Below are 25,065 nucleotides of genomic sequence, written 5' to 3'. Positions count from 1 at the left end.
GCTAACCCGGCGCCGCGTCCGTTGCGCCGATCTTGCGCACCAGCGCCGCCGTCGCCAGCATCGCCCCCATGTCTGATATCATAGGCGCGACATGCTTGGCGTAGTCGAGCGGCACCGAGATATCGGGCAGCTCGAAAAAATTCCTCGTCTGCGGCAGGAGTAAAAATCCGTCGCTGCCATTGAGCGCGACCCGCGCCGGATCATCAGGCCATGTCTCCTTGAGCCATGTCAGTGCCTGCGCCAGCCGGCCGCTCACCAGCGGCTGCGCCGCCTCGATGTTGTCGCTGCGGAAGTCGTAGGCGGCATCGAGCTCGGGCACGCCGCATGACAATTCCTGCATCTTGCTGGCGAACATGCCGCGGAAGAACCCGACGGCCAACTCAGTCCGGCGCGCCGCCACCAATATGCCGGGGAACGGCACCATGGTCCCGAAGGCAACGACGATCCCGTTGAATGCTATCGTGCCGCCGGTGCCTTGCCGGAGATCGGCTTCGTAAAGCTCGAACGGAAATCCCTCGTAGCGGCCGGAGACGATGTCGTCGAAGCGTTTGGTGTTGAACGTGCCGATCGTCTCGCGCGGCAGCCGGTCGAACGAATTCGGCGTCACCTCATGCTCGTAGCGCATGTCCCTGATGAAGCCGAAGATGATCGGCAGCAGTGTCTTGCGGTGCTGCAACCTGCTCGTCGGCTTGATCGCCTGGAAATAGAGCAGGATCGCCGCCACCAACCCGACGACATAGAGCAACACATGCGGCGTCGAGAGCCATTGCTCGTAGGGATCGGCGATCCTGTTGAAAAGCCAGGCGACAAGCGCCACGAACACCAACACCAGTCCGATGAACAGCGGCACCCGCCAGCGGACTTGCCGGTAGGCCGAAGCCCTTTCGGCCTCGTAGGCCGCGAGATTGCGCTTGATGCCGGCGATGTCAGCTTCATCAGGCATGAAATCCGCTGCTTCCATCGCCATCCCACGCCCCTAACAAACTCATGATAGCCGATTTTATCGACATCTCGACTACAGCACTGAGAGGCAGCGCTCCTCAAGCAGATGTTTGCGCTGCCCCTCATCCGCCTGCCGGCACCTTCTCCCCGTGAACGGGGAGAAGCCCGCTGTCGCTGCGCTGGCGCTCGTTCGGCGAGGCTGTGATTCGCGAAGTCATCAAATGACGGCGTGTTTCTCCCCGTTTACGGGGAGAAATGTCCGGCAGGACAATGAGGGGCAGCGCCATACTTGCGATAAGCAACGTGCGACTAGCCCTCACTTACGGCGCTACGGAAAAATCGCAGTCAACCGGCCTTCGACTTTGCTGCGCATTCGGTCCTCCAGCGCCTCAACCGGAACCAGCCGCTCATGGTCGCCGGCGCGCAGCCGCATGAAGGGATGCAGCAGGTAGGCGGCAATGGCGCCACGCGTGCCGGCGTCGGCGCTGATATCGACGGTCAGGATGCTACCGATGCGGCCGGGCCATGGCTGGCGCGCAAAGGCGGTGCCGAGGAAATCGCCGAGCCCATAGGCGACGAGCGCCTTGCCGATCCGCTCCACTGGTTGCACGACATGGGCATGGTGGCCAGCGATCAGCCCGACGCCCTGCGCGGCCAGACGCCGGGCCAGCGCCCGCGTTTCAGCCTGCGGAAAATGCCGGAATTCCCAATCCCAATGTGGCACGGCGCAGGTAAGGTCGACGGCGTCGCGGCGCGGCCATCGTGCGGGGTCGCCTTGCATCGACACACGGCCGGCGAACGCCGCCGCGCCGGCGTTGCGCCACAGCGTGAAGGCGGCGAAGCCTATTGTCAGCGGCCCGACTGCGACGCGTTCGACCGGACCGGCGGCCGCGGTACCGATGCTGCGGATGCCAAGCCGTTCCAGCGCTGCCACGGTCTCGTCAAAACCCTCGACGCCCTGGTCGAGCGCATGGTTGTTGGCGAGCGACAGCACCAGTTTATCGCGCGAGATGCCGACGGCGGCCAGCGCCTCGTCAAGAAACCGCTCGGTCATGGCATGACGGGTGCCAAGCTTCGTGCCCATCGCCGCGCTCGGTCGCTCCACCACCGGGCTTTCGCAATTGCCGATCACCAGATCGGCGGAGCCGAGCAGCGTGGCGATCGCCGGGTCGCATTGCGGCGCGCTGCGATTGGCCACCGCCGAGATATCGCCGACAAAGGCGAACCGCACCGTCCGCGCCGGTGGCGGCTCGATCATGATTCCTGCCGCTGGCGCAAAGCCTTGGCGATCGCCGCTGAGCGAAGGCTTCAAGAAGCGTGGCAGCCAGGACAATTTGTAGGAAAGCGGATAGTTCGACACGCGCAGCCCTGCACCGGGATGAACGGCCACGGTAGACGATGCGCCCGATATAGCGAAGCGCCTCCGTTCGCAATCGTGCGGCCAGAAGCCCGCAGTAGGCGCAACACACAAGATGCGTATATGGTTGCCGCCGAACGGCATACCGGAGGACCAAGATGACGCGATTTTCGAGCCTGCTGGCATCCGCCCTTCTTCTGCTGCTGCCGGTTGCTTCCACCGGTGCCGCGGCCCCCGAACCGGCCGCCCTGTTCGAGGCAAAAACCGTAGCCGACCGCGACAGCACGCTTGCTGCGCTGGAAGCCGCTGCGCCCACTGATCCTGCGTCGGCCTACGCCACCGGCGCCGGCCAGTTCTTCACCGCGCTGGAGATCCTGGCCGGCGGCCTGCACCGCCACGGTTTCGAAAGCCCGCAATCGTTCATGCTGCCGCTGATGCGGCTGCCGGTGCCGGACAATCCCAATCCCGCGCCACTGACCTACGACGGCTTCCGCGCCATCCTGGTCGCCTTCCGCGATCGGCTGGAAAAGTCCGCAGCCACGCTTGGATCCGTGCCTGCCGATGCCGACATCGGCATCGAGGTCGACCTCACCCGTCTCGGCATCGACCTCAACGAGGACGGCCAGATCGCGCCGGACGAAAGTGCCGCCGCGATCATGGCGTCCCTGTCACGCGGCGGTGCGCCAGACCCGGCCGCACCCGCCCTCACCTTCCGCTTCGACCGCGCCGACGGCTACTGGCTGCAGGGCTATGCCGAATTCCTGATGGCGCAGTCGGATTTCTGGCTGGCGCATGACTTCAGCAACGCCTTCGACGGCTCGTTCCACATGCTGTTTCCGCGCGCAAAACTGCCGCTGCAGGACACGCTCGTGCCGCCGGACGGCGGCATGAGCGGCGGCATGTGGTCGGCCGAGTGGCGCATCGCAGACTTCATCTCGCTGGTCCATCTGGTCAATTGGCCGGTGGTCGAGCCGGAGCGCCGCCACGCGGCGCGCCGCCATCTCATGGAAATGATCCGGCTGTCCCGCGAAGACTGGAAGGCGATCCGCGCCGAGACCGACAACGACCGTGAATGGCTGCCCGGCCCGCAACAGAAAGGCGCCAGCCCGCTCACCGGCCTGGAGGTCGGCGAGGAGCAGGTCCAAGCTTGGCACGCCGCGCTTGATATGGCCGAGGACCTGCTCGAAGGCCGCACCTTGCTGCCGCATTTCCGCTTCGCCGACAAAGGCATCAACATGAAGCGCTTTTTCGACGAGCCAAAGCCCTTCGATCTGGTGCTGTCGATCACCGGCCCGGCCATCGCGCCCTATCTCGACAGCGGAAAGATCCTCACCAGCGAAGAGTTCGACCAGATCCGGCGCCAGTTCGGCGGCGCCGGGTTTTTGACCTTTGCGCTGTGGTTCAACTGAGGGCGCGTTCGACATCGCTCCTGACACCCTTATGTCAGCAGCCTGGTTTCCTCTCGCGCCCCTGGCCACTCCGCTCTTTCCATTTTGGCCGATACCTCCCATATTCGGGGCATGGCCAAACTTCCTGACAAAAAGACGCCGCCGCCGGCGCGTGACGATCGTGCTTCGCCGCCCAAGCGGCGCAGCCCGTTGACCGATTTCCTCGATGCGTCGGAGCCCTTGCACAAGGGCGGCTTTGCCGAGGCGCCGCAGACCGAATTCTCAGGCACGCCGCTGACCGGCTCGATCGCCGATTGGGCCGAGCAGATCGAGCAGGAAGCCGAAAAGGAAGGGCGCCAAGTCTCCCCCCTTGAGGGGGAGATGTCGCCGAAGGCGACAGAGGGGGTCGGCAAAGGAGGCGCTCAACATGAGGGCACGTCGAGCCCGGCCGCACCGACCCCACCCGGCGGCTCCGCCGCCACCCTCCCCTCAAGGGGGAGGGAAGTCGCCAAGGCGAAAAAGATCCCTGAACGCTCCTCTTCCCCTGGCCGCACGGCGCGCGGCACCTCCATGGGCGGCGCGGCTTCGGCGCGGGAGCGAACCGCGGCCGGCCTCAATCCGGTTGCCGGCCTCGATGTTTCGCTGGAGGAAGCCGAGACCATGGCCTCCGGCGGCGTCACCGCCACCGTGGCGGCGCTGTCGGCGCTGATCGAGTCCGGCAACCCGCTGCACAAGGACGGCGTGCTGTGGACACCGCACCGCCCGGCCCGGCCCGAAAAATCCGAAGGCGGCATCGCCATCAAGATGGTGTCGGATTTCGAGCCGGCCGGCGACCAGCCGACGGCGATCAAGGACCTTGTCGAGGGCGTCAACGACAACGACCGCACCCAGGTGCTGCTCGGCGTCACCGGCTCGGGAAAAACCTTTACCATGGCCAAGGTGATCGAGGAGACGCAGCGCCCTGCCTTGATCCTCGCCCCCAACAAGACGCTGGCCGCGCAGCTTTATTCCGAGTTCAAGAAATTCTTCCCGGAGAATGCCGTCGAGTATTTCGTTTCCTACTACGACTACTACCAGCCGGAAGCCTATGTGCCGCGGACGGATACCTTCATCGAAAAGGAATCGTCGATCAACGAGCAGATCGATCGCATGCGCCATTCGGCGACGCGCTCGCTGCTGGAGCGCGACGACGTCATCATCGTCGCCTCGGTGTCCTGCATCTACGGTATCGGCTCGGTCGAGACCTACACGGCGATGACCTTCCAGATGCAGATCGGCGACCGGCTCGACCAGCGCGCGCTGCTCGCCGATCTCGTCGCCCAGCAGTACAAGCGGCAGGACATCAACTTCGTCCGCGGCTCGTTTCGCGTGCGCGGCGACACGATCGAGATTTTTCCGGCCCACTTGGAAGACCGCGCCTGGCGTATTTCGCTGTTCGGCGACGAGATCGAGGCGATCACCGAGTTCGACCCGCTGACCGGCCAGAAGACCGGCGAATTGAAGAGCGTCAAGATCTACGCCAATTCGCACTATGTGACGCCGCGCCCGACCTTGAATCAGGCTATCAAGTCGATCAAGGAAGAGCTCAAGCAGCGGCTGGTCGAACTCGAGCGCGCCGGACGCCTGCTCGAGGCGCAGCGGCTGGAGCAGCGCAGCCGCTTCGACCTCGAGATGCTGGAAGCCACCGGCTCCTGCGCCGGCATCGAGAACTATTCGCGCTATCTCACCGGCCGCCAGCCGGGCGATCCGCCGCCGACCCTGTTCGAGTACATCCCCGACAATGCGCTGGTCTTCATCGACGAAAGCCACGTCACCATACCGCAGATCGGCGGCATGTATCGCGGCGACTTTCGCCGCAAGGCGACGCTGGCCGAGTACGGTTTCCGTCTGCCGTCCTGCATGGACAACCGGCCGCTGCGTTTCGAGGAATGGGACGCGATGCGCCCGCTTTCGGTCGCGGTTTCGGCGACGCCCGGCGCCTGGGAGATGGAGCAGTCCGGCGGCGTCTTTGCCGAGCAGGTCATCCGCCCGACCGGCCTGATCGATCCGCCGGTCGAGGTGCGCCCGGCCAAGACCCAGGTCGACGACGTCGTCGGCGAAATCCGCGAAACGACAAAAGCCGGCTACCGCACGCTGGTCACCGTGCTGACCAAGCGCATGGCCGAGGACCTGACCGAGTATCTGCACGAGCAGGGCATTCGCGTCCGCTACATGCACTCCGACATCGACACGCTGGAGCGCATCGAGATCCTGCGCGACCTGCGCCTCGGCGCCTTCGACGTGCTGGTCGGCATCAACCTTTTGCGCGAAGGCCTCGACATCCCCGAATGCGGCTTCGTCGCCATTCTCGATGCCGACAAGGAGGGTTTTTTGCGCTCCGAAACCTCGCTGATCCAGACCATCGGCCGTGCCGCCCGAAACGTCGACGGCAAGGTCATCCTCTACGCCGACCAGGTCACCGGCTCGATGGAGCGGGCGATGGCCGAGACCAACCGCCGGCGCGAAAAGCAGATGGAGTGGAACGCGGCCAACGGCATCACCCCGGAATCGGTCAAGTCGCGCATCTCCGACATCCTGGACTCGGTCTACGAAAAGGACCACGTCCGCGCCGACATCTCGCAGTTCACCGACAGCGCCGGCGCAATGATGGGCAACAATCTGAAAGCCCATCTCGACGCGATGGACAAGCAGATGCGCGACGCCGCCGCCAATCTCGACTTCGAGAAGGCGGCCCGCATCCGCGACGAGATCAAGCGGCTGCGCGAGATGGAACTGTCCATCTCCGACGATCCGCTGGCCAAATATGCCGATATGGAAAGCCCGGTTTCGGGCCGCGAAAAGGGCAAGCACAACAAGGGCCGCGCCATCCACCGCACGGTGGATGATTACGGCAAGGGTCTGTTCCGCAAGCCCGCGCTCGACGAGATGGGCGCCGACGGCGCCGTGCCGGTCAAGAAGCCGCTCTTCGCCAAACCCTCGCTCGACGCCATGGGCCCGGGCACCGACATGCCGACGCCGGCCGGGGCGGTGTCGCGCTCGCTGTTCAAGAAACAGTCGGCCGAAGAGGCGCACGGCTCCGATTTCGGCATCCCCGGAGAGCCGACCAAGCCGCTGTTCAAGAAGAACTCGCTCGACGAAATGACGGTGCGACGGACTGAAAAGCCTGTTGAGGGAAAAGTGCCGGCCAAGCCACAGCCGATCTCCCCCCGTGTGGGGGAGATGCCCGGCAGGGCAGAGGGGGGCGCGAAAGAACACGACGATTCCGCGAAGCCAATCGTCCGCCAGCGCAGTGGTATCGGCTCGTATGAAGATCCGGGCGACGCCCGCCGCGAAAAGCGCCGTCCCGGCAAGACCGGCCGGCCGGGGCGGTAGCGTTCCTTCGCGCCCCCTCTGTCCTACCGGACATCTCCCCCACTTGGGGACCACTTGGGGGGGAGATTGGCAACTTCAGCGCTTAGCTTACTTTTACACGCCCCATTGCCATTTGCCCCTCCCCTGGTGTAGCCAGTTTCCATAACTCGAACGTCTTGAAAGGAGGGCTGCGTGTTGTTTTCCCACCACCGTCAGCGCGGCCCTGTCCCTGCCCTGCGAGCTTGCTTGCAGGGCTGACCAGAGACGGTCCGGGATCTCCCGCTTCGATTTTCTTGGTCTGCCCTTCGTGGTGCTGCAACGCCGAGCCTGCTGGCCTGCCTGCGCACCGTCAAAGTGCATCGAACCGGACCTTTATTCCGGGCAGACCAGAGAAACCAACATGGCCCTGATCAGCCTCAAGTCCCTCGGCGTCACGTTGAGTGCGCCGCTCTTTTCCAACCTTGACCTCAGCATCGGCACCGGCGACCGGCTCGGCATCGTCGCCGCCAACGGCCGCGGCAAGTCCACGTTGCTGAAGTGCCTGACCGGCGAGATGGAGCCGACATCCGGCGATATCACCCGCACGCGCGGCCTGCGCGTCGGCTATGTCGAGCAAGCCGTTCCCGCAGCACTGGCCGAGCATGGTTTTCAGCAGGTGGTGGTGGACGCCTTGCCGGCCGAGCAGGCCGAAAGCGAGCAATGGCGCGTCGATGTCGTTCTCGATTCACTCGACGTGCCGCAGTCGATGCGCGAGCGGCCGATGCGGGCCTTGAGCGGCGGCTGGCAAAGACTGGCGCTGATCGCCCGCGTCTGGGTCACCGATCCCGACGTCCTGCTTCTCGACGAGCCGACCAACCATCTCGACCTCGCCAAGATCAGCCAGCTCGAAACCTGGCTGAACGCACTGCCGCGCGAGGTGCCGGTGGTGATCGCCAGCCACGACCGGGCATTCCTCGACGCGACGACCAACCGGACGCTGTTCCTGCGCCCCGAACAGTCGCCGGTATTCTCGCTGCCCTATTCCAGGGCACGCGATGCGTTGAGCGAAGTCGACGCCTCGACCGAGCGCAAATTCCAGCGCGACATGAAGGTGGTGCAGCAATTGCGCCGGCAGGCGGCCAAGCTCAACAACATCGGCATCAATTCGGGCAGCGACCTTTTGACGGTCAAGACCAAGCAGCTCAACCAGCGCGCCCAGCGCCTCGAAGAGGTCGCAGCACCGGCGCACCGCGAAAAATCGGCGGGCGCGATAAAGCTCGCCAATCGCGGCACCCATGCCAAGGTGCTGATTACGATCGACGACGTGGCGGTCGAAACGCCCGACGGCACGCTGCTGTTCAGGACCGGCAAGCGCCACATCTGCCAAGGCGACCGCATCGTGCTGCTCGGCCGCAACGGCGTCGGCAAGTCGCGGCTGATCAGCCTGATCAGAAATGCCGTCGTCGCGCCGGAGACGGCAGCACAAGGCGTGAAGGTGACGCCGTCGACGGTGCTCGGCTACAGCGACCAGGCATTGTCGGGCATCAGCGGCGACGACACGCCGCTGGCGATGCTCTCGCGCAAATTCGATGTCGGCGAGCAGCGCGCCCGCTCGTTACTGGACGGTGCAGGCGTCAGCATCGACATGCAGGAGCGCAGGATCGGCGTGCTGTCGGGCGGGCAGAAGGCGCGGCTGATGATCCTGGCGCTCAGGCTTGCCAATCCCAACTTCTACCTGCTCGACGAGCCGACCAACCATCTCGACATCGACGGCCAGGAAGCGCTGGAAACCGAATTGCTCGCCCATCAGGCGAGCTGCGTGCTGGCATCGCACGACCGCTCCTTCATCAGGGCGATCGGCAACCGTTTCTGGCTGATCGAGAAGCGGCGGCTGGCCGAGATCGACAGCCCGGAAGATTTCTTCCGGGAGGTGGCAGAAACGGGCGGTTGAAGCTTCGCGGCAAAAAAATCTGACGCTCTGTCGGATCATGGCCGCGCGCCACGTCCTTGGGATGCCGACACGGTGATGCCGGCGCCAATCGAGGAGAGAGCATCATGTCCATTCTGTCATCCGTAGGTCGCATAGCGACCCGTTACTCGGCGGCTCGCGCCCGCTACCGCAGCGAGCGCGCCCTGCTTTCATTGCCGATCGAACTGCGCAAGGACATCGGCTGGCCGGAGATTGTCGTCGACGCGCAAAACAGCCGCCGGATTGCAATCTCCCTGTCTGAGGCAAGATGATCCGAGGCAAGTTGAAGAGACCAACCGGCCGCAGCGGCGCCGTCATAAGCCCTACGCGTCGCACGGGGTCACTCCAACCTCTGACGGCTGGGCGCATCTGGTCCCGGCATTAAAAAAATCCATCTGACGTGTAGGATCGCCGCCGCTTCATTCGTCCTGTGGTCCGCAAGGTCAAACCAAACGCAGAGAGGAGCAAAAAGATGAACGACCAGCCCCAAACCCAGCCTAAAGCGAAAGTCCTCGGCGGATTGACGCCCTACCTTCAGCTGGACGGCGCCTTCAAGGCTTCGGAATTCTATCAGAAGGCCTTCGGCGCCGAGCAGGTCTTCTTCTACCCGCCGGACGAGCAGGGCCGGACGATGCACATCCATCTCCACATCAACGGTTCGACCTTGATGATTTCCGACTTCTATCCCGAGCACGGAATGGCCCCGGTGAAGCCGCAGGGCTTCACCATGCAGCTGCATCTCGGCAGCGACGACATCGACGCCTGGTGGCAGCGCGCCATCGATGCCGGTTGCAAGGTCGGCACGCCGCTGCAGGTGATGTTCTGGGGCGATCGCTGGGGTCAGTTGACTGATCCCTTCGGCGTGGAGTGGGCGATGAACGCGCCAGTAAAGGCGGCGTAGCGCCTCCGTTTCTTCCTTCTCCCCTTGTGGGAGGTGGATCGGCGCGTAGCGCCGAGACGGATGAGGGATGCTGGAAGAAATGAGACGTTGGTGTTTCCCTGGAACACCCCTCATCCGACCGAGCTTCGCTCGGCCACCTTCTCCCACAAGGGGAGAAGGAAATCCAACCCAAGGAGAACCACAATGTCCTATGTCGATGGTTTCGTACTCGCCGTGCCCAAGGCGAATCTCGATGCCTACAAGGAAATGGCGCGGTTAGGCGGCACCGTCTGGATGGAGCATGGCGCGCTCGCCTATGTCGAGTGCATTAGCGACGACGTGCCCTATGGCGAAATGACCTCGTTCCCGCGCGCCGTGCAGGCCAAGGACGACGAGATCGTCGTCTTCTCGTGGGTCGTCTATGAATCGCGGCAGAGCCGCGATGCGGTGATGGCCAAGGTGATGGCCGATGAGCGGCTGAAGTCCGACTGGTCGGCGATGCCGTTCGACGGCAAGCGCATGATCTTCGGCGGCTTTCAGCCCTTCATTGAGTTGTAGGCCCGCATTACGCCAGCCGGTCGAGCAGCGGCTTGAGCCGGTCGCCATAGCGCTTCCACAGATCGACCGAGCCCTGGTACATCGGCTGGCGCACCTGCGCCGCCGACGCCGTGCGCACCGGCCGGTCGGTCTCGTGGAACGACAGCACTGTATCGTCCCATGGCAGGCCGAGATAGGCGATCAGCGCCCGCGTCTGCCCTTCCTGGTCGGCGACGAAATCCTCATAGCGCACATCATGCACGACATCAGGCAGAACGGTGCGCCAATGCGCCATGATGTCGGTGTAGAGATTGTGGAAATCGGCAAGCTCGCCGAGGTCGTAGCCGTAGCGGTGGCTGTCGCCGCGGAAATGCACCTTGTAGATCGACAGGCAGGTCGCCGCCGCGTCGCGCGCGCAATGGATGATCTTGGCCTTGGGCAGCATCAGATGGATGAAGCCGACCAAAAGGAAATTGCCGGGCATCTTGTCGGTGACATGCCGGAAACCCGGATAGCGGGCGTGCAGCAGGTCCAGATAGGCCTGGCCTGCCTCGGCAAAGGCCTTGTCGGGCAGGTCAGCGATCCCGCTGGGGAAACCGCCCTTCATACCAGGCGGAAACTGTTTTCCCACCGCCGTCTTCAATATGCCGAGCTCGCCCGCGCCATAGACTTGGCGGTGGCTGGCGATGATCTGCTCGACCAGCGTGGTGCCGGAGCGCGGCATGCCGACGACGAAGACCGGCGTGTCGTCGGCAATCCCGCTCGGTCTGTGCCTATCGAAGAAGGCCTTGTCGAACACCGCCTTCATCGTTTCGAATTCGGCGCGTGTCTTGCCCGCATCATAGTCGATGCCCATGCGGCGGATGGCATTGCCTTCGGCGAAATAATCGAAGGCACGGCCATAATCCTTCAGATCGTCATTGGCCTTGCCGAGGCCGAACGAAAGCTGCATGCGCGCCAGGCTGCCGTCCGGCGCCTTGGCGTGCTGCGCCTCCATCCCGGCAAGCTCGGCGTCGCGCTCCTGCTGGCGCTTGACCTGGGTGAGCATCAGCCAGGCCCTGGCCATGCCGGGATCGACCGCCAGCGCCTGCCGGAAATGCTCCGCTGCCTCTGCGAGGCTGCCCTTCTCCATCAGCCCGACGCCCAGACCGTGCAGCAGGTCGGCGTCTTTCGGCCGAATTGCCAATGCTTCGCGGAAGACGGCGAGCGCCTCGTCGAGCCGCCCAGCCTCCTGCAGCGTTTCGGCAAGCCCGATGCGGGCGCGGACATGGAACGGGTTGCGGCCGATGGTGCCGCGATAGATCTCCTCCGCGCCCTCGAACTGGCCGAGTTGCTTCAGCGAGGAGCCGAGATTGTCGCGCGCCGCGAGTTGCTCCGGCCGGATTGCCACCGCGCCACGGAAGAAATCGACGGCTGCACCGACACGGCCGAGGTCGCGCATCACCGTGCCGAGATTGTTGAGGAAATCTGGATTCTTGGGTTGCAGGCGCACCGACTGTTCGAGGAGATCAAGTCCTTCGGCGCTGCGCCCGGTCTGGTGCAGCAGCAAACCGAGGAAATGTGCTGCCGCCGCATGATTGGCCTTTTGCGCCAGCACCTGCCGGTAGAGCATCTCGGCTTCCTGCCGGCGCCCCGCCTGATGCAATTGCAGTGCCTGCTGCACGCGCTGGTCGAGCCCCAGCGGCGGCTGTCCGCCTGAGCCGAAATTGCCGCCCGCGCCTGCCGGTCTTCTCGGATCTCTGTTGATGGGAAACCTGCCGTGTTTTGTCCGCCTGCCGCGATCTAAGCCATCGGCGCGGCAGGTTCAAGGGTTCGCAGGCCAGCTTGCCGGAAATCCTGGGTTCATGGGCCGGCCGTGTCAGATCAGGCGGTTGGTCTCCGCAACCTGTCTGGCCCGCCGCAGCGTGCCGTCGGTATCGGCGATCCTGCGCCTTGCTGCCTCGTCATATCGTCAGCCGTGCCGACACCACTTTCGCAGGCCCGGCGACCTGCTTGACAATCGGCTGGATGGTTACGGTCGAACCATCAGGTGTTTTCACGGAAAACATGATTTTTCCTTTCAGATGTAAATAAAAATCGATTCCGGGATGAATTTTTCCGGCACGATCTCAAACAATTCTTGTGAAGTTTCCGGACCGTATCACCATTTCCCAAATAGCCCTAGAAAAGTAAATTTACGAGGAGGTCGGCGACGGGCGGGAATCTTCTTGAATAAACCGCATTTTGGGATTAGTGAATTGAGATCGTTTTTTGGGCCAAGCTTGGCATCTCGCGGCGTCAGAAGTTCTCGACCCGCCAAACTCATTCCAGATCGCCGATACCCAAATTGCCGATACCCAAATTGCCGAACAGGGACCCACGACCTTAGGTCCCGGTGCCGCGAAGCGGGCACCACGCTATCGAATCCAAGACGACACTTCGAGGCACGAGAATGTCTGGCCGAACTACCCATTTCATCGCGCATTTCGAGGCACCCTTCATGATTGGCGGCCTGGAAGGACAATTGCCGGCCGGCGACTACGACATCGACCACGATGAGGAGCTTGTCGATGGCATCTCGTGGCTTGCCTGGCGCCGTGTCGCCACTTTCATCCGCCTGCCGGCAAGGACGGTGAAAAGCCAGACCAGCCAATTGGTCGCCATCGACTTCGCCGAACTCGAAACCGCGCTGAGGCGCGACCAGGAGAATGCCGCATGATCCGCTTCCAGCAGAACGCGCGCCCGCGCACCGACACGCCTGCGCATCTTTTCGCGATCGGCCAGACCGTTCGCATGAAGAGCCGCACCGGCCTTGTTCAGAAGACCGCCGAGTTGTTCCAGATCAAAAGCAGGCTGCCGGTCAAGGACGGCTCGCCGCAATACCGCATCCGCAGCAACGAGGAGACCCATGAGCGGGTCACCACGGAAGACAATCTCGAAGTGGCCGACGATCCAAACGGCTAGCCGCCCATCAACCGTCGCCACCATGTTCATCAATCACGAGGGACCAGGAAATGGCCAAGGGTCAACAGCGCAGCAACCGCGAGACACGCAAGCCCAAGAAGGACAAGACGGCAGCAAAGCCGGCCTCGCCCTTCGGCTCGGCTGTCAAGCAGGCGGAAGCCGGTTTGAAACCGAAGTCCAAGAGCTAGCGGCAAACGGATGAGCAGCCCTGCATTCATCCAGCCACCGCGGGCCGGATTAAAGATCACGTAATTTCGAAGCCCTATAAGGTCCGCTGGAACCAGGCCCGATCACGGTTGGCGCCTGGCGGGCCGCGCGCGAAATCGTCGCTCGCAGCCGAAGGCAGGGAGGCGCACATGGACAGGTCGCGCATCATCGTGACAGCGGTGGTGCTGGCCCTGCTCGGCGCGATAGTGCCCATCGCGGCGATGTTCCACTTTTCATGGGTCCTGGCGGTTCAAGAAGAACACGAGCGGCTGGAGCTGTTCGCCAACCGCGCGATCGCCAGGGCCAGCATATCCCTCAAGGATGCAGCCGGCGCGTTGCGGGAGATCGACCGGTTCACCGGCGACCGCTGTTCGGTGGACCACATTGCCCGCATGCGGCGGCTCGCCATCAACACGCGCTCGATCGAAGAAATGGGCTATTTCGAAAACGGCCTGCTCAAATGCACATCCTGGGGACCGACCGAAGGAAGCGTTGCGCAAGCCGCACCGGATTTCACCGCTGCAGACGGCGTTGCCGTCACTGCCCGGATACGGCCTCTGGCCAACCAGGACCATCCGCTGATGGCCCTGCAGTACAAGCGCCATAATGTCCTTATCGACCCGCTGCGCTTTGTCGACATCGTCGTCGATCCCGACGTTCAGCTTCCCCTGGCGACAAACACGGGCGTCCTGCTCAGCGCGCTGAACGGGCCTGATCCTGCGCGCATCGGGAAGATCATCGCCGACCCGGGCAAAGGCCTGGATGACAGTCATCTGTTTGCCGCGGTGCGCGGGACGGACTGGATCGCCGTCGCCACCGAACCGGAAAGCCAGATTGTCGACAGCGTGCGTCGGCGGCAATTGCTGTTGCTTCCCCTCGGCGCTTTCATCGCCGCCTTCATCATCGGCATGGTTGTCTGGCTGTCACGACGGCGGCTGTCGCCGCTTGGAGAATTGCAGATTGCCGTGCGCAAGCACGAGTTTATCGTCCACTATCAGCCGATCGTCGCGCTCGGGACAGGCAATTGCGTGGGTGCCGAAGCGCTGGTGCGCTGGAGACGACCCGACGGCTCGCTGGTCCGGCCCGATCTTTTCGTCCCGCTGGCCGAAGAGAGCGGCCTGATCGCGGCAATCACCGACCAGATCATCGCCCTTGTTGTTTTGGACCTGAAAAAACTTCTTGTCGCCAATCGTTCGCTCCACATCGCGATCAATCTCAGCCCGGCGGACGTTAGAACGGCAAGGGTCCTTCCGGTCATCGAAAAGGCCCTGCAGCACACCGGAATTCAGCCTCGGCAGATCTGGCTGGAGGCGACGGAGCGCGGTTTCGTCGACGTCGATTCAGCGCGTTCGACCGTCGTTCGCGCCCGCGAGCTTGGCCATGCGGTCGCAATCGACGACTTCGGCACAGGCTATTCGAGCCTGTCCCATCTCGAGGGCCTGCCGCTCGATGCGCTGAAAATCGATAAGTCGTTCATCGACACGATCGCTACGGATTCCGCCACCAGTTCCGTCACGCCGCATATCATCGACCTGGTCAAGACGCTGAAGCTGAAGATCATTGCCGAGGGCGTCGAGACGCAGGCACAGGCCGACTACCTGATGGAACGCGACGTCGACTATGGTCAGGGTTGGTTGTTTGCCAAACCTATGCCCGCGGCCGAGTTCATCGCCTATTGCCGCAAGGCCAGGCTGCCGGCGTAGAAGCAAGAGCCGCCAGCTGCGCTCGCGCGGCTGCGCTCAGTTGATGGATGAGCCTCCCCGCCCGGAGACGGGGAGTAAACCAGCCTCTCAGCAGGGACCGTCGTCTACGATGCGATAGTCGGCGGCGCGAGCCTCGCAAGCGTTGGGGAAGGTGCGCAACTCGCCGCCGCGGCGGGCGCAGACCGGGCGGTATTCGCGCGTGCAGAACGTCTGCTCTCCATCACCGCCACCGTCGCGGCACCGGCCGCCGCTGATGATGCGATATCCGGCCCGCTCGGCAAGGCAGGCATTGGCGAAGGTCTGGCGGTCGCCACCGCGCCGGGCGCAGACCGGATCATATTGTCTGGTGCAAAATTGCGGCTCGGGCCGAGGCGGGCGGTACCCCGGTCCGTCCTCCTCCACCACCACCGCGGTACAGGCTGCAAGTACTGCCGACAGCAACAGGATGGCAAAACCCTGTCGCGAGAAGATTGCCGCAGGAAATTTCATCACCAGACCTCCCTCGAGCCCCCGCTCCAATGCATGTCACCCAAAGCATGCCCACGGGACTCTGACCCGAGGGTGCGAAGCGGTTTGGGACAACGGCATGCCAAAAATGAAGCCGATCCTCGCCATTCCACCGGCCGAATGCAACCCCTGTTTGCAGGCCCCAGCCTGCGTGGCCGGGCTATGGCCGACGATCACCGGACGAGAACACCGCTTTGTCGATGCCGTGCGTGCGGACGCGCCCATGGGCGGCCTTTGGCGCTACCTTGCAACCACCGCGTTTCCGTGCGATAAATTTTGTGTTCGGGCATTTGCGACCCGGAGAGCGGAACGTTTTGGACGACCTTTCCCCGATACTGTGAATCTCTGACGGCCCCGTTTTTCGGCGGGGGGTTTTGACCATGCGCCAATGCATGACTGCCGAAGCAACCACCGGGACTTGCCCACGGCGTCAGGCGGCGGGCAAACCACAAAGACTGACACGGGTGAAGGAGTTTCCCCAATGGCCCAGACCGGCACCGTTAAATTCTTCAACGCTACCAAAGGCTTCGGCTTCATCACGCCAGATGACGGCGCCAAGGATGTGTTCGTCCACATCTCCGCGATCGAGGCTTCGGGCCTGCGCACGCTCGTCGATGGCCAGAAGGTCACGTTCGATGTCGAGCCCGACCGCATGGGCAAGGGACCCAAGGCGGTCAATCTCCGCGCGGACTGAATCGTCGGCGCGCGCACGTCCGCGCGGACGTGCCAGGAACGAGCCCGAGGCCGCTCCAAAGGCCTTGAACCGGCTTTCAGCGCCGGACCCGAGTTTCGAAGGCGCGGCGGTTTCGTCGCGCCTTTTTTCGTGGCAGGGCGGCAAGCCACTGCTCGCAAAACTTTCTCTTGCCGATGGCGCTAAAATAAACGACAAATTTCCACTCGGGCATTTGCCGGCCCGAGACTGGACTTGATGGGATCAAAGGAGCTTCCCATGCCGCAGACCGGCACCGTCAAATTCTTCAATCATGCCAAAGGCTTCGGCTTCATCACGCCGGATGATGGCGCGAAGGATGTCTTCGTCCATATTTCGGCCGTGCAGGCGTCGGGTCTTCCCGGTCTTGAGGATGGGCAGAAGGTAACATTCGACACCGAGCCGGACAAGCGCGGCAAGGGTCCGAAAGCCGTCAACCTGTCGATCGGCTGAGCCGAGCTCGATACAGCATCGGACGATCCGCTGACGCAGCTCCGCTCCTTGTTGAGCATACGATATTTGTGCCTTGCGCCATGCCTGATCGATGAATCGACTGGTCCCAGCCCGCCAATTTCGTTCAGCCCCCGTTCAGCCACGGTCACCTATTAGTCTTCGGTAAAGCCGGACCGCATCCCCCAGATTACCCGGGCCGCAGATTACCCGGGCCGGCACGAAGGAGACTGAGATGAACCGAATTTTCAAGACCGCCGTCCTGTCCGCCGCAATTGTTGCAACCACGCTCGCGACCTTGCCGGCGGCCAGCGCTGGTGACTGGCGCCACCGGCACCACCATCGTGGTAATGGCGATGCGATCGCGGCAGGCGTCCTTGGCCTCGCGGCCGGCGCCCTGATCGTCGGTGCGCTCAACAACCCGCAGCCCAGCTATTACGACCCCGGCTATGACGATTATGATCGCTATCCACGGCCCGCCCCGGTGCGCCGCTACTACGCGGAACCGCGGGTCGTCTACAATGACGGCTATGCCGAGCCATGGACCCGTGGCTGGTATGAATATTGTTCGGATCGTTATCGCTCTTTCAACGCCCGCACCGGCACGTTCACCGGCTATGACGGCGAACAGCATTTCTGCACCGCGAACTGAGGCTTCCCTGCCCCCAAAAAAAGCGCTGTCCGCAAGGCCAGCGCTTTTTTTTCGGCGTCATAAGGAGAGACCGACGCGCGTCGCGTGAGGCTCCGCAGCCACGACGCGTTTAAATCAGGAAGGGGTTGCTCCGGCGCTCCTCGCCGAAGCGGCCGCCGGGACCATGGCCGCAGATGAAGCCGATGTCGTCGCCGAGCGGCAGAAGCTTGTCCTTGATCGAGGCGATCAGCGCGGCGTGGTCGCCGCCCGGCAGATCGGTGCGCCCGACCGAGCCGCGGAACAACACGTCGCCGACATGGGCGAACTTCGCAGCACGATTGTAGAAGACGACATGGCCGGGCGCGTGGCCCGGGCAATGAAAGACTTGGAACGCGTGCTGGCCGAACGAGACGTTATCGCCTTCGCCGAGAAAGCGGTCGGGCACGCAGTTGCGCACCGGATCGGTGATGCCGTAGTGTTTCGCCTGATTCTCGAGATTGGCAAGCAACGGACGGTCGGCCTCATGCGGGCCGATGATCTCGATGCCGAGCGCCTCCTTCAGCTCCATGGCGCCGCCGGCGTGGTCGATGTGACCATGCGTTATCCAGATCGCGCCGGCGTTGATCGCATTGTCCTTGAGCACTGCCAGCACCTTGTCGATGTCGCCGCCGGGATCGACGACGACGCCTTGCCTGTCATCCATGTCGAAGAGGATGGTGCAGTTTTGCTGGAAGGCCGTGACCGGCACGATGCCGGCGTTGAGCTGACCCATGATCGTCCTTTCGCTGTGTCGCTTCTGATTTAGAGACACATGCGAACGTCGTCCACCGCATCCGGCTGTCGCGACAACGCCAAAATGAAATGGGCGGCCGAAGCCGCCCACGCAAAGCCCGAAACCGCTAAAGCGCGTCGCGGCTGAATGGATTTATGCGACGCGCTTTATGTTATTGTTTTTATGCATGTCGTTATCGCAAAACCGCTGCGCACCTCGGGTCAGGCCCTGGAGGGCATGCTTTTGCGCGACATGCATTAAGCTTACTTCTTCGTCGCGTTCATGACCGCGCCGATGATGGCCGTCAGGATGGCGCCACCACCAGCACCGCCGAGGATGTTCTGCACATTCAGCGCGCTGCCCAATCCGCCCGTTGCCGCTGCGGCCGCAGCCGGATCGATCGTGCCGCCGCCGAGCAGGCTGCCGAGGATGGCCGCACCGCCGACGCCGCCAAGGGCGCCGCCGAGGATTTTGGTAAGCTGCCCCATTGCCGCTGTCTTGAGCGCGGCGCCCACCGCCTGACCACCAATGACACCCATAATCACCTGAACAATGATCTGAAGAAGCGTGTTCATGTCCATATTACCAGTCCCTCCATAGCTGCCAGCCTCCCTGGCGACAGCATCATGAGACGCCGAACTGGACGAAAGTCAAATGCCGAGGTGCTTAAATAAAAGGGGCAGTCCGAAAACCGCCCCTACTTGTTAAAAAAGTTGTGACTTTCGTTATTCTGCGGCAATCGCATGCTTGGGTTGAACGGCTGCAGAATAGTCGTTCATCAGAGTCTTGGCGATTTCGCCCACCTCGAATCGGTATGGACCGATTTCTGAAACGGGCGTCACCTCGGCCGCCGTTCCGGTGAGGAAGCACTGCTGGAAGCCTTCGAGTTCTTCCGGCATGATGGTGCGCTCGATCACCTCGAATCCGCGATCCTTGGCAAGACCAATGACTGTACGGCGGGTGATGCCGTCGAGGAAGCAATCGGGGGTGGGTGTGTGGATCTTGCCGTCCTTGACAAAGAAGATGTTGGCGCCGGTTGCTTCCGCAACCTGGCCGCGCCAGTCCAGCATCATGGCGTCGGCATAGCCTTTGGCTTCGGCGGCATGCTTGGACATGGTGCAGATCATGTAGAGGCCGGCAGCCTTCGATTTCGACGGCGCGGTGCGCGGATCGGGGCGGCGCCATTCGGCCAGATCGAGGCGGATGCCCTTCAGCTTCTGTGCCGGATCGAAATAGCTGGGCCACTGCCAGATGGCGATGGCGCAGTTGATCCGGCTGTTTTGCGCCGAGACGCCCATCTGTTCGCTGCCGCGCCAGGCGATCGGCCTGACATAGGCATCCTGAAAACCCTGCTTCTTCAACAGCGTGCGGCAGGCGTCGTCGATCTCGGCAACCGAATAGGGAATCTTGAAGCCGAGCAGGCGTGCCGATTCGTGCAGGCGCTCGCTGTGGTCGGTCAGCTTGAAAATCTCGCCGCCATAGGCGCGTTCGCCCTCGAACACCGCGCTGGCGTAGTGCAGGCCATGGGTCAGCACGTGGATCTTGGCGTCGGCCCATTGGACGAACTCGCCGTTCATCCAGATAAAGCCGTCCATTTGGTCAAAGGGAACGGATGCCATGGTAACCTCCCGCGGGCGGCCGCCCGCACATTATCGTTGCGCGTTTCTTGTCAGCCGCACCGGGCGGCCACTATCTCGAAGCGTAGGCGGATATATAAGGTCCGGCAAACACAGGAAGTTCCGGAAAAACGGCTTTCCCTTGCCTTTTCGTTCGCAATCCGCCGAAAAGCTTGTCAAAAATTACCATTGCCGGGAAATTACGTCAATAGTACTGACATAATTTCCCTTCCGCACGGAGAAAAGATGACGGATCGCAGCCACCCAGCCGGAAAACCGATCAGGACGGCGATCACCGACGAGGACGGCATCGACTTTGCCATCATCGAACTGTTCTTCTTCGCCTATCGCGATTTTACCTCCGATCCGGACCAGATCCTGTCCGACTATGGTTTCGGCCGCGCCCATCACCGGGTTCTGCATTTCGTCAATCGCAGGCCGGGCCTGACGGTCGCCGAACTCCTCGACGTGCTGAAGATCACCAAGCAGAGCCTGGCGCGCGTGCTCAAGCAACTGATCGATACCGACCACATCGTCCAGTTGCAGGGTCCGCGCGACCGCCGCCAGCGCGAGCTCTATCCGACAGCCAAGGGCCGCGCCCTGGCGCTGGCGCTGGCACGGCCACAGTCACGCCGCATCCATGCTGCATTGGAAGATTCCGGAGCCACCGAACGCGCCTTGATCGAGCGCTTCCTGGAAGCGATGGTCAATCCGGAACTAAGGGCGCAGATCGACATTGTGCCCGCAAAAACGTCAGGGAAAAGCCATGGAGACCATTGAAAGGGTTGATAAACCGGCAGCACCGGACGACGATGCGCCGCATCTGCTGGTGATTGATGACGATACCCGTATCCGCAATCTTCTCAAACAATATCTGACCGAAAACGGCTTTCGCGTCACTGTTGCCGGAAATTCCGGCGAAGCGCGGCGCAAGCTCGCCGGCCTCGATTTCGATCTGCTGGTGCTCGATATCATGATGCCGGGCGAAACCGGAGTCGATCTCGCCAAAGCGTTGCGGGCAACCAAGAACGTGCCGATCCTGATGCTTACCGCGCTCTCAGAAACCGACAGCCGGATCACCGGGCTCGAGGCCGGCGCCGACGACTATCTGCCGAAGCCTTTCGATCCCCGCGAATTGATCCTGCGCATCAACAACATCCTGCGCCGCGGCGGTCCGGCTACGACGCCCAAGGTCGAGCAGCTGGTTTTCGGGCCTTACACGTTCCAGATCGCCAGGCGGGAGCTCAAGCGCGGCGGCGAGGCACTGAAGCTGACCGACCGCGAGCAGGAGATCCTGGCGATTTTCGCGGCCCGGGCCGGCGAAACGATACCGCGTCATGAACTCGTCGGCGACGAATCCGAAGTCGGCGAGCGCACCATCGACGTCCAGATCAACAGGCTGCGCCGCAAGATCGAGCGCGATCCGTCCAATCCGGTCTGGCTGCAGACCGTGCGCGGTATTGGGTATCGGCTCAGCGTGGAATAGACTGCCGCCCGCAACCCCTTGTCGAGCGGCTGCGGATGAGCAAAAAGGGCGAATGGCGACCACGCAACTGGAACGGCCGGGAGATCGCGGCTTGAGCGCTCGCGCCAGGCGGGCACTGAAGGCCGTGCCGCTTGCCTGGAAACGGTTCTGGCGCCTGGTTTCGCTTTACATGCCGAAGCGGCTCTATGCCCGCTCGCTGATCATCGTCATCGCGCCGATGATCCTGCTGCAATCGGTCCTCGCGTTTGTCTTCATGGAACGCCACTGGCAGACCGTGACGCAGCGCCTGTCGCAGGCCACGGTCCGCGACATTGCCGCGATCGTCGACCTGGTGGAAACGTATCCGCACGACGCCGACTACGCCAACATCATCCGCATCGCGCAGGATCGCATGCAGCTGAAGATCGACTTGCTGCCGCCCGATCCTCTGCCGGCGCCCGGTCCAAAGCCGTTCTTCTCGATCCTCGACGAAATTCTCTCGTCCGAGATCACCCATCAGATCAACCGTCCGTTCTGGATCGATACGGTCGGCAATTCCAATATCATCGAGGTCCGCGTCCAGCTCGAAGGCAAGGTGCTGCGCGCCTTCGTGCGCCGCAGCCAGGCCTATGCCTCGAACACGCACATTTTCCTGATCTGGATGGTCGGCACCTCGCTGGTGCTGCTGATGATTGCCATCCCGTTCCTGCGCAACCAGATCCGGCCGATCCTGACGCTGGCCGAGGCCGCCGAAAGTTTCGGCAAGGGCCGGCCGATGCCGCTCGATTTCCGTCCGCGCGGCGCCGAGGAGGTTCGCCGCGCCGGCTTTGCCTTCATCCAAATGCGCGAACGCATCGAACGCCAGCTCGAACAGCGCACCGCCATGCTGAGCGGCGTCAGTCACGACTTGAGGACCATCCTCACGCGCTTCAAGCTGCAGCTTGCGCTGACCGGGACCAAGGCCGACACCGAGGCGCTCGGCCAGGACATCGACGACATGCAGTCCATGCTAGAAGGCTATCTCGCCTTTGCCCGCGGCGAGGCAACGGAAGACGCCGGCCGTTTCAACCTTGAAGCCTATTTCGACAAGCTCGGCGAGGAGGCGACGCTGCGCAAGCGCAAACTGTCCACCTCGCTCGCCGGCGATCCAAATGTGCATGTGCGGCCCCACGCCTTTGCCCGGCTGTTGTCCAACGTCGTCGGCAACGCCTTCCGTTATGCCAAGACGGTTGAGATCAACGCCAACCACGGCCGCGGCTCGCTGCTCGTCACCATCGACGACGACGGTCCGGGCATTCCGCCTGAAAAGCGCGAGCACGTGTTCAAGCCTTTCGTGCGGCTTGACGAAGCCCGCAACCTCGATGCCAGCGGCACCGGCCTTGGCCTTGCCATCGCACGCGACATTGCCCGCAGCCATGGCGGCGACATCATGCTCGACAAGAGCCCGCTCGGCGGCTTGCGCGCCGTCATCAAGGTTCCGGCCTGAATTAGAGCGACGTGCGTCCTTGGACGCACAAAGTACGCTCTACACATAGAACCCACGCGACGTGCGTCCAATTGGACGTACTGCCTTCATCCGCCCGTCATGAAACCATGCTGAAGAGCGCGCATGAAGCGCGTGATCCCGATTGATTCGGCCTTGCGGCCCCGCATCAAGGAAACCGACGACCTTTCAAGCAAAGGCCTGCTATGCGCATCCTGATGGTCACCGACGCCTGGCGCCCGCAAGTCAACGGCGTTGTCCATACGCTGGAACGGCTTTCAGAAACCCTGAAATCCTTTGACGTCGAGACGGACTTCCTGACCCCGAATATCTTTCGCACCTTGCCGCTGCCGACCTACCCGGACATCCGGCTGGCGCTGACGACGCCAGGCCACGTGGCGCGCCTGATCCAAGCGCGCAATGCCGATCATATCCATATCGTCACCGAGGGGCCGCTCGGCATCATGGCGCGGCGCTATTGCCGCAAGGCCGGCCGGCCGTTCACCACAAGCTATCACACGCGCTTTCCGGAATATCTGAGCGCGCGCCTGCCAATACCGGAAGCCTGGGCCTATCGCTGGCTTCGCGATTTCCACAATTCCGGACAAGGCACGCTGGTCGCCACCCAGTCTCTGGCGGACGATCTGGCGGCGCGCGGCTTCACCAAGCTCAGGCCATGGACGCGCGGCGTCGATACCGACCATTTCCGGCCGGACAAGAAAAAGGATCTGGGGCTCGAGCGACCGATCTTCCTCTGCGTCGGCCGCGTCGCGATCGAAAAGAACCTGGCCGCCTTCCTCGACCTGGATTTGCCCGGCAGCAAGGTGGTCGTCGGCGAGGGACCTGAGTTGGCCAGGCTCAAGGCCAGATACAACGATGCCCATTTCCTTGGCCACCGCCCGAACGACGAACTGGCCGAAATCTATGCCTCGGCCGATGTCTTCATTTTTCCCAGCCGCACCGACACGTTCGGCAATGTCATCATCGAGGCGCTGGCCAGCGGCACGCCGGTCGCAGCCTATCCGGTGACCGGGCCGATCGACATTGTCGGCGACGGCGTCGGCGGAGCCGTATCGAACGATTTGCGTGAGGCCGCGCTCGCCGCGCTCGATGTCGACCGCGCCGAAGCGCGCCAACGGGCAATGCGCTATAGCTGGAAGGCCTGCGCGGAGATGTTCCTGGAAACGGTTGGAGAGGCGCTGGGCACCCAGCGGAAACTGACACCACCTTTCGTCATCCACGGGCGAAGCGGCGGCAACGCCGGCGCGCAGACCCGAGGATCCATTTCGTGATCTGCGAGCGGCCCGTTTCGGTGAAGAACTTGTTGGGTTGAGGCGGCGGCGGGCCGCACTTACTCCGCAGGTTCATCCGGAACGCTTTGCCGAAAACAGGGAAGCGGAGGCGCTGATCGATTTCAATTACTTGCGCCAGGGTGCAGCTCTTGGCGTCCGTCAGGATCGCGACTGCGCTAGCTGAGGCAGCGACCCGGTAGCGGACCCCTCCCGTCGGAAGCAAGGACGCCGTTGATCAGTTGAAGGTGTGCAGCCGGAGTTTCAGGCTGCCATCTGCCTGCTTTTCGAAGACGTGGGTTGCCATCCCGGCCCACGGCTGATCCTCACCATTGGCGTCTTTACCCTTGGCCGACCATTTCGCCGTGCCAAACAGCAGGTTGCCGTCACCTCCTGCTTCGATCAGTTCGAGCTTGTGGCCTGTCACTCCCATGCCGAAGAGGCCGCCAAAGAATTTTTCGACCCCGTCCGGTGCCTTGATGACGTCATGGGTGGCGGGCAAGAAAGATCGCGTCGTCGGTGTAGAACGCCGCAACCGCCTTTGCGTCTGCTTTGTTGAAAGCAGCGTCCCAGGCCACGTAAGCGGCTTTCACCTGATCGTCGACGGGGTCAGCGTTGGCGGACGACCACGAAAAGAGGCAAAGGGAAAGCACAGCGAAAATCGCAGTCAGCAGTCGAACCATCGTATCCTCCCGAGAATTGGCGGCACAACTCGACAGATGCCGCGTCAAAACAATAAGCCTGGGCCGTTGGGCTGTCGACTAATCCGTTTGGGGTGGTCCAAACCATCTAATCTCTCAAGGGCTCTTCCACTGAAAATCGATCATATGGCCGCCCACAACGAAAGCTCAATCGATGTTGTCGCCGAGGTTCTGGTGATCACGACT

General features: G+C 62.8%; 24 protein-coding genes and 1 pseudogene. 17 read left to right on the top strand and 8 right to left on the bottom strand.

What is annotated here, in order from left to right; all coding sequences use genetic code 11:
- Position 1 precedes the first annotated feature (1 nt).
- Positions 2 to 961 carry a hypothetical protein gene (locus AC0L3H_RS22700; RefSeq protein WP_473586964.1) on the bottom strand — a complete coding sequence of 320 codons (960 nt, stop codon included), beginning with the start codon at positions 959 to 961 and terminating at the stop codon, positions 2 to 4.
- 309 nt (positions 962 to 1,270) lie between these two features.
- Positions 1,271 to 2,302, bottom strand: coding sequence for a CapA family protein (locus AC0L3H_RS22695; RefSeq protein WP_473586963.1), 1,032 nt, complete (start codon positions 2,300 to 2,302; stop codon positions 1,271 to 1,273).
- Between the two features lie 155 nt (positions 2,303 to 2,457).
- On the opposite strand from AC0L3H_RS22695, the gene AC0L3H_RS22690 reads away from it, so the two are divergent.
- The 6 genes from AC0L3H_RS22690 (at position 2,458) to AC0L3H_RS22665 (ending at position 10,424) form a co-directional block, all read left to right on the top strand.
- A complete protein-coding gene (locus tag AC0L3H_RS22690) occupies positions 2,458 to 3,708 on the top strand; it encodes a hypothetical protein (RefSeq protein WP_473586955.1) in 1,251 nt (416 codons plus the stop codon).
- A 111-nt stretch (positions 3,709 to 3,819) separates the two neighbouring features.
- Positions 3,820 to 7,059, top strand: a complete 3,240-nt coding sequence (gene uvrB / locus AC0L3H_RS22685; protein ID WP_473586954.1) for an excinuclease ABC subunit UvrB — start codon at positions 3,820 to 3,822, stop codon at positions 7,057 to 7,059.
- Positions 7,060 to 7,438: 379 nt separating this feature from the next.
- A complete protein-coding gene (locus AC0L3H_RS22680) occupies positions 7,439 to 8,968 on the top strand; it encodes an ABC-F family ATP-binding cassette domain-containing protein (RefSeq protein WP_473586953.1) in 1,530 nt (509 codons plus the stop codon).
- A 104-nt stretch (positions 8,969 to 9,072) separates the two neighbouring features.
- Positions 9,073 to 9,258 (top strand): hypothetical protein, encoded by a 186-nt coding sequence (locus AC0L3H_RS22675; RefSeq protein ID WP_023799860.1) that lies wholly within the window; start codon positions 9,073 to 9,075, stop codon positions 9,256 to 9,258.
- A gap of 200 nt (positions 9,259 to 9,458) precedes the next feature.
- Entirely contained in the window at positions 9,459 to 9,887 is a 429-nt protein-coding gene (locus tag AC0L3H_RS22670) for a VOC family protein (RefSeq protein ID WP_091598521.1), read from the top strand.
- A gap of 183 nt (positions 9,888 to 10,070) precedes the next feature.
- Entirely contained in the window at positions 10,071 to 10,424 is a 354-nt protein-coding gene (locus tag AC0L3H_RS22665; RefSeq protein WP_473586952.1) for a DUF1428 domain-containing protein, read from the top strand.
- A 7-nt stretch (positions 10,425 to 10,431) separates the two neighbouring features.
- On the opposite strand, the gene AC0L3H_RS22660 is transcribed toward AC0L3H_RS22665, so the two are convergent.
- Positions 10,432 to 12,066 (bottom strand): tetratricopeptide repeat-containing sulfotransferase family protein, encoded by a 1,635-nt coding sequence (locus AC0L3H_RS22660; protein WP_473586951.1) that lies wholly within the window; start codon positions 12,064 to 12,066, stop codon positions 10,432 to 10,434.
- A 768-nt stretch (positions 12,067 to 12,834) separates the two neighbouring features.
- Here AC0L3H_RS22660 and AC0L3H_RS22655 point away from each other — a divergent pair.
- The 4 genes from AC0L3H_RS22655 (at position 12,835) to AC0L3H_RS22640 (ending at position 15,256) form a co-directional block, all read left to right on the top strand.
- Complete coding sequence (locus AC0L3H_RS22655) at positions 12,835 to 13,101, top strand: hypothetical protein (RefSeq protein WP_473586950.1); 267 nt, start codon at positions 12,835 to 12,837, stop codon at positions 13,099 to 13,101.
- A complete protein-coding gene (locus AC0L3H_RS22650) occupies positions 13,098 to 13,346 on the top strand; it encodes a hypothetical protein (RefSeq protein WP_128169625.1) in 249 nt (82 codons plus the stop codon). Before AC0L3H_RS22655 ends, AC0L3H_RS22650 begins: the two co-directional genes overlap by 4 nt.
- A gap of 50 nt (positions 13,347 to 13,396) precedes the next feature.
- Positions 13,397 to 13,534: a hypothetical protein gene (locus tag AC0L3H_RS22645; RefSeq protein WP_473495143.1), complete on the top strand. Its 138-nt coding sequence runs from the start codon at positions 13,397 to 13,399 to the stop codon at positions 13,532 to 13,534.
- A 168-nt stretch (positions 13,535 to 13,702) separates the two neighbouring features.
- Positions 13,703 to 15,256 (top strand): EAL domain-containing protein, encoded by a 1,554-nt coding sequence (locus AC0L3H_RS22640; RefSeq protein WP_473586949.1) that lies wholly within the window; start codon positions 13,703 to 13,705, stop codon positions 15,254 to 15,256.
- Between the two features lie 87 nt (positions 15,257 to 15,343).
- On the opposite strand, the gene AC0L3H_RS22635 is transcribed toward AC0L3H_RS22640, so the two are convergent.
- Positions 15,344 to 15,745 (bottom strand): Kazal-type serine protease inhibitor family protein, encoded by a 402-nt coding sequence (locus tag AC0L3H_RS22635; protein ID WP_023799870.1) that lies wholly within the window; start codon positions 15,743 to 15,745, stop codon positions 15,344 to 15,346.
- A 499-nt stretch (positions 15,746 to 16,244) separates the two neighbouring features.
- Between AC0L3H_RS22635 and AC0L3H_RS22630 the strand changes: the two genes are divergently transcribed.
- The 3 genes from AC0L3H_RS22630 to AC0L3H_RS22620 all read left to right on the top strand — a co-directional run bounded on the left by AC0L3H_RS22630 (position 16,245) and on the right by AC0L3H_RS22620 (position 17,574).
- A complete protein-coding gene (locus AC0L3H_RS22630) occupies positions 16,245 to 16,457 on the top strand; it encodes a cold-shock protein (RefSeq protein WP_023799871.1) in 213 nt (70 codons plus the stop codon).
- A gap of 255 nt (positions 16,458 to 16,712) precedes the next feature.
- Positions 16,713 to 16,925, top strand: coding sequence for a cold-shock protein (locus AC0L3H_RS22625; RefSeq protein ID WP_006202521.1), 213 nt, complete (start codon positions 16,713 to 16,715; stop codon positions 16,923 to 16,925).
- Positions 16,926 to 17,157: 232 nt separating this feature from the next.
- Positions 17,158 to 17,574, top strand: coding sequence for a BA14K family protein (locus tag AC0L3H_RS22620; protein ID WP_473586948.1), 417 nt, complete (start codon positions 17,158 to 17,160; stop codon positions 17,572 to 17,574).
- A 109-nt stretch (positions 17,575 to 17,683) separates the two neighbouring features.
- Here AC0L3H_RS22620 and AC0L3H_RS22615 read toward each other — a convergent pair whose 3' ends face one another.
- The 3 genes from AC0L3H_RS22615 to AC0L3H_RS22605 form a co-directional block, all read right to left on the bottom strand.
- Positions 17,684 to 18,325 carry an MBL fold metallo-hydrolase gene (locus AC0L3H_RS22615; RefSeq protein ID WP_473586947.1) on the bottom strand — a complete coding sequence of 214 codons (642 nt, stop codon included), beginning with the start codon at positions 18,323 to 18,325 and terminating at the stop codon, positions 17,684 to 17,686.
- A gap of 263 nt (positions 18,326 to 18,588) precedes the next feature.
- The gene (locus tag AC0L3H_RS22610; RefSeq protein WP_027151066.1) at positions 18,589 to 18,906 is read right to left on the bottom strand and encodes a hypothetical protein; all 318 of its coding nucleotides are present in this window, start codon (positions 18,904 to 18,906) and stop codon (positions 18,589 to 18,591) included.
- A 144-nt stretch (positions 18,907 to 19,050) separates the two neighbouring features.
- Positions 19,051 to 19,944, bottom strand: a complete 894-nt coding sequence (locus AC0L3H_RS22605) for a branched-chain amino acid aminotransferase (protein ID WP_091598375.1) — start codon at positions 19,942 to 19,944, stop codon at positions 19,051 to 19,053.
- 243 nt (positions 19,945 to 20,187) lie between these two features.
- Here AC0L3H_RS22605 and AC0L3H_RS22600 point away from each other — a divergent pair, with 243 nt between their 5' ends.
- The 4 genes from AC0L3H_RS22600 to AC0L3H_RS22585 all read left to right on the top strand — a co-directional run bounded on the left by AC0L3H_RS22600 (position 20,188) and on the right by AC0L3H_RS22585 (position 24,181).
- A complete protein-coding gene (locus AC0L3H_RS22600; RefSeq protein ID WP_031255243.1) occupies positions 20,188 to 20,721 on the top strand; it encodes a MarR family winged helix-turn-helix transcriptional regulator in 534 nt (177 codons plus the stop codon).
- Complete coding sequence (locus AC0L3H_RS22595) at positions 20,708 to 21,427, top strand: response regulator (RefSeq protein ID WP_473586946.1); 720 nt, start codon at positions 20,708 to 20,710, stop codon at positions 21,425 to 21,427. Before AC0L3H_RS22600 ends, AC0L3H_RS22595 begins: the two co-directional genes overlap by 14 nt.
- A gap of 52 nt (positions 21,428 to 21,479) precedes the next feature.
- Complete coding sequence (locus AC0L3H_RS22590) at positions 21,480 to 22,892, top strand: ATP-binding protein (RefSeq protein ID WP_091598380.1); 1,413 nt, start codon at positions 21,480 to 21,482, stop codon at positions 22,890 to 22,892.
- A gap of 203 nt (positions 22,893 to 23,095) precedes the next feature.
- On the top strand, positions 23,096 to 24,181 hold the full coding sequence (locus AC0L3H_RS22585; RefSeq protein ID WP_473586945.1) for a glycosyltransferase family 4 protein: 1,086 nt from the start codon (positions 23,096 to 23,098) through the stop codon (positions 24,179 to 24,181).
- Between the two features lie 235 nt (positions 24,182 to 24,416).
- Here AC0L3H_RS22585 and AC0L3H_RS22580 read toward each other — a convergent pair.
- Positions 24,417 to 24,861, bottom strand: a pseudogene (locus AC0L3H_RS22580) (YybH family protein).
- Positions 24,862 to 25,065 lie beyond the last annotated feature (204 nt).

This window comes from Mesorhizobium sp. WSM4816 (assembly GCF_055811535.1).
Note: the sequence above shows the minus strand (reverse complement) of the source record. Positions and strands in the feature narration are given on the sequence as shown.

Bases quoted from the DNA above. Each gene is read 5' to 3' on its own strand.
- AC0L3H_RS22610 (WP_027151066.1), bottom strand. From the start codon at position 18,906: ATGGACATGAACACGCTTCTTCAGATCATTGTTCAGGTGATTATGGGT.
- uvrB (WP_473586954.1), top strand. From the start codon at position 3,820: ATGGCCAAACTTCCTGACAAAAAGACGCCGCCGCCGGCGCGTGACGAT.
- AC0L3H_RS22620 (WP_473586948.1), top strand. From the start codon at position 17,158: ATGAACCGAATTTTCAAGACCGCCGTCCTGTCCGCCGCAATTGTTGCA.
- AC0L3H_RS22630 (WP_023799871.1), top strand. From the start codon at position 16,245: ATGGCCCAGACCGGCACCGTTAAATTCTTCAACGCTACCAAAGGCTTC.
- AC0L3H_RS22600 (WP_031255243.1), top strand. From the start codon at position 20,188: ATGACGGATCGCAGCCACCCAGCCGGAAAACCGATCAGGACGGCGATC.
- AC0L3H_RS22635 (WP_023799870.1), bottom strand. From the start codon at position 15,745: ATGAAATTTCCTGCGGCAATCTTCTCGCGACAGGGTTTTGCCATCCTG.
- AC0L3H_RS22680 (WP_473586953.1), top strand. From the start codon at position 7,439: ATGGCCCTGATCAGCCTCAAGTCCCTCGGCGTCACGTTGAGTGCGCCG.
- AC0L3H_RS22590 (WP_091598380.1), top strand. From the start codon at position 21,480: ATGGCGACCACGCAACTGGAACGGCCGGGAGATCGCGGCTTGAGCGCT.
- AC0L3H_RS22655 (WP_473586950.1), top strand. From the start codon at position 12,835: ATGTCTGGCCGAACTACCCATTTCATCGCGCATTTCGAGGCACCCTTC.
- AC0L3H_RS22605 (WP_091598375.1), bottom strand. From the start codon at position 19,944: ATGGCATCCGTTCCCTTTGACCAAATGGACGGCTTTATCTGGATGAAC.
- AC0L3H_RS22665 (WP_473586952.1), top strand. From the start codon at position 10,071: ATGTCCTATGTCGATGGTTTCGTACTCGCCGTGCCCAAGGCGAATCTC.
- AC0L3H_RS22700 (WP_473586964.1), bottom strand. From the start codon at position 961: ATGGAAGCAGCGGATTTCATGCCTGATGAAGCTGACATCGCCGGCATC.
- AC0L3H_RS22640 (WP_473586949.1), top strand. From the start codon at position 13,703: ATGGACAGGTCGCGCATCATCGTGACAGCGGTGGTGCTGGCCCTGCTC.
- AC0L3H_RS22585 (WP_473586945.1), top strand. From the start codon at position 23,096: ATGCGCATCCTGATGGTCACCGACGCCTGGCGCCCGCAAGTCAACGGC.
- AC0L3H_RS22595 (WP_473586946.1), top strand. From the start codon at position 20,708: ATGGAGACCATTGAAAGGGTTGATAAACCGGCAGCACCGGACGACGAT.
- AC0L3H_RS22625 (WP_006202521.1), top strand. From the start codon at position 16,713: ATGCCGCAGACCGGCACCGTCAAATTCTTCAATCATGCCAAAGGCTTC.
- AC0L3H_RS22650 (WP_128169625.1), top strand. From the start codon at position 13,098: ATGATCCGCTTCCAGCAGAACGCGCGCCCGCGCACCGACACGCCTGCG.
- AC0L3H_RS22690 (WP_473586955.1), top strand. From the start codon at position 2,458: ATGACGCGATTTTCGAGCCTGCTGGCATCCGCCCTTCTTCTGCTGCTG.
- AC0L3H_RS22645 (WP_473495143.1), top strand. From the start codon at position 13,397: ATGGCCAAGGGTCAACAGCGCAGCAACCGCGAGACACGCAAGCCCAAG.
- AC0L3H_RS22675 (WP_023799860.1), top strand. From the start codon at position 9,073: ATGTCCATTCTGTCATCCGTAGGTCGCATAGCGACCCGTTACTCGGCG.
- AC0L3H_RS22615 (WP_473586947.1), bottom strand. From the start codon at position 18,325: ATGGGTCAGCTCAACGCCGGCATCGTGCCGGTCACGGCCTTCCAGCAA.
- AC0L3H_RS22670 (WP_091598521.1), top strand. From the start codon at position 9,459: ATGAACGACCAGCCCCAAACCCAGCCTAAAGCGAAAGTCCTCGGCGGA.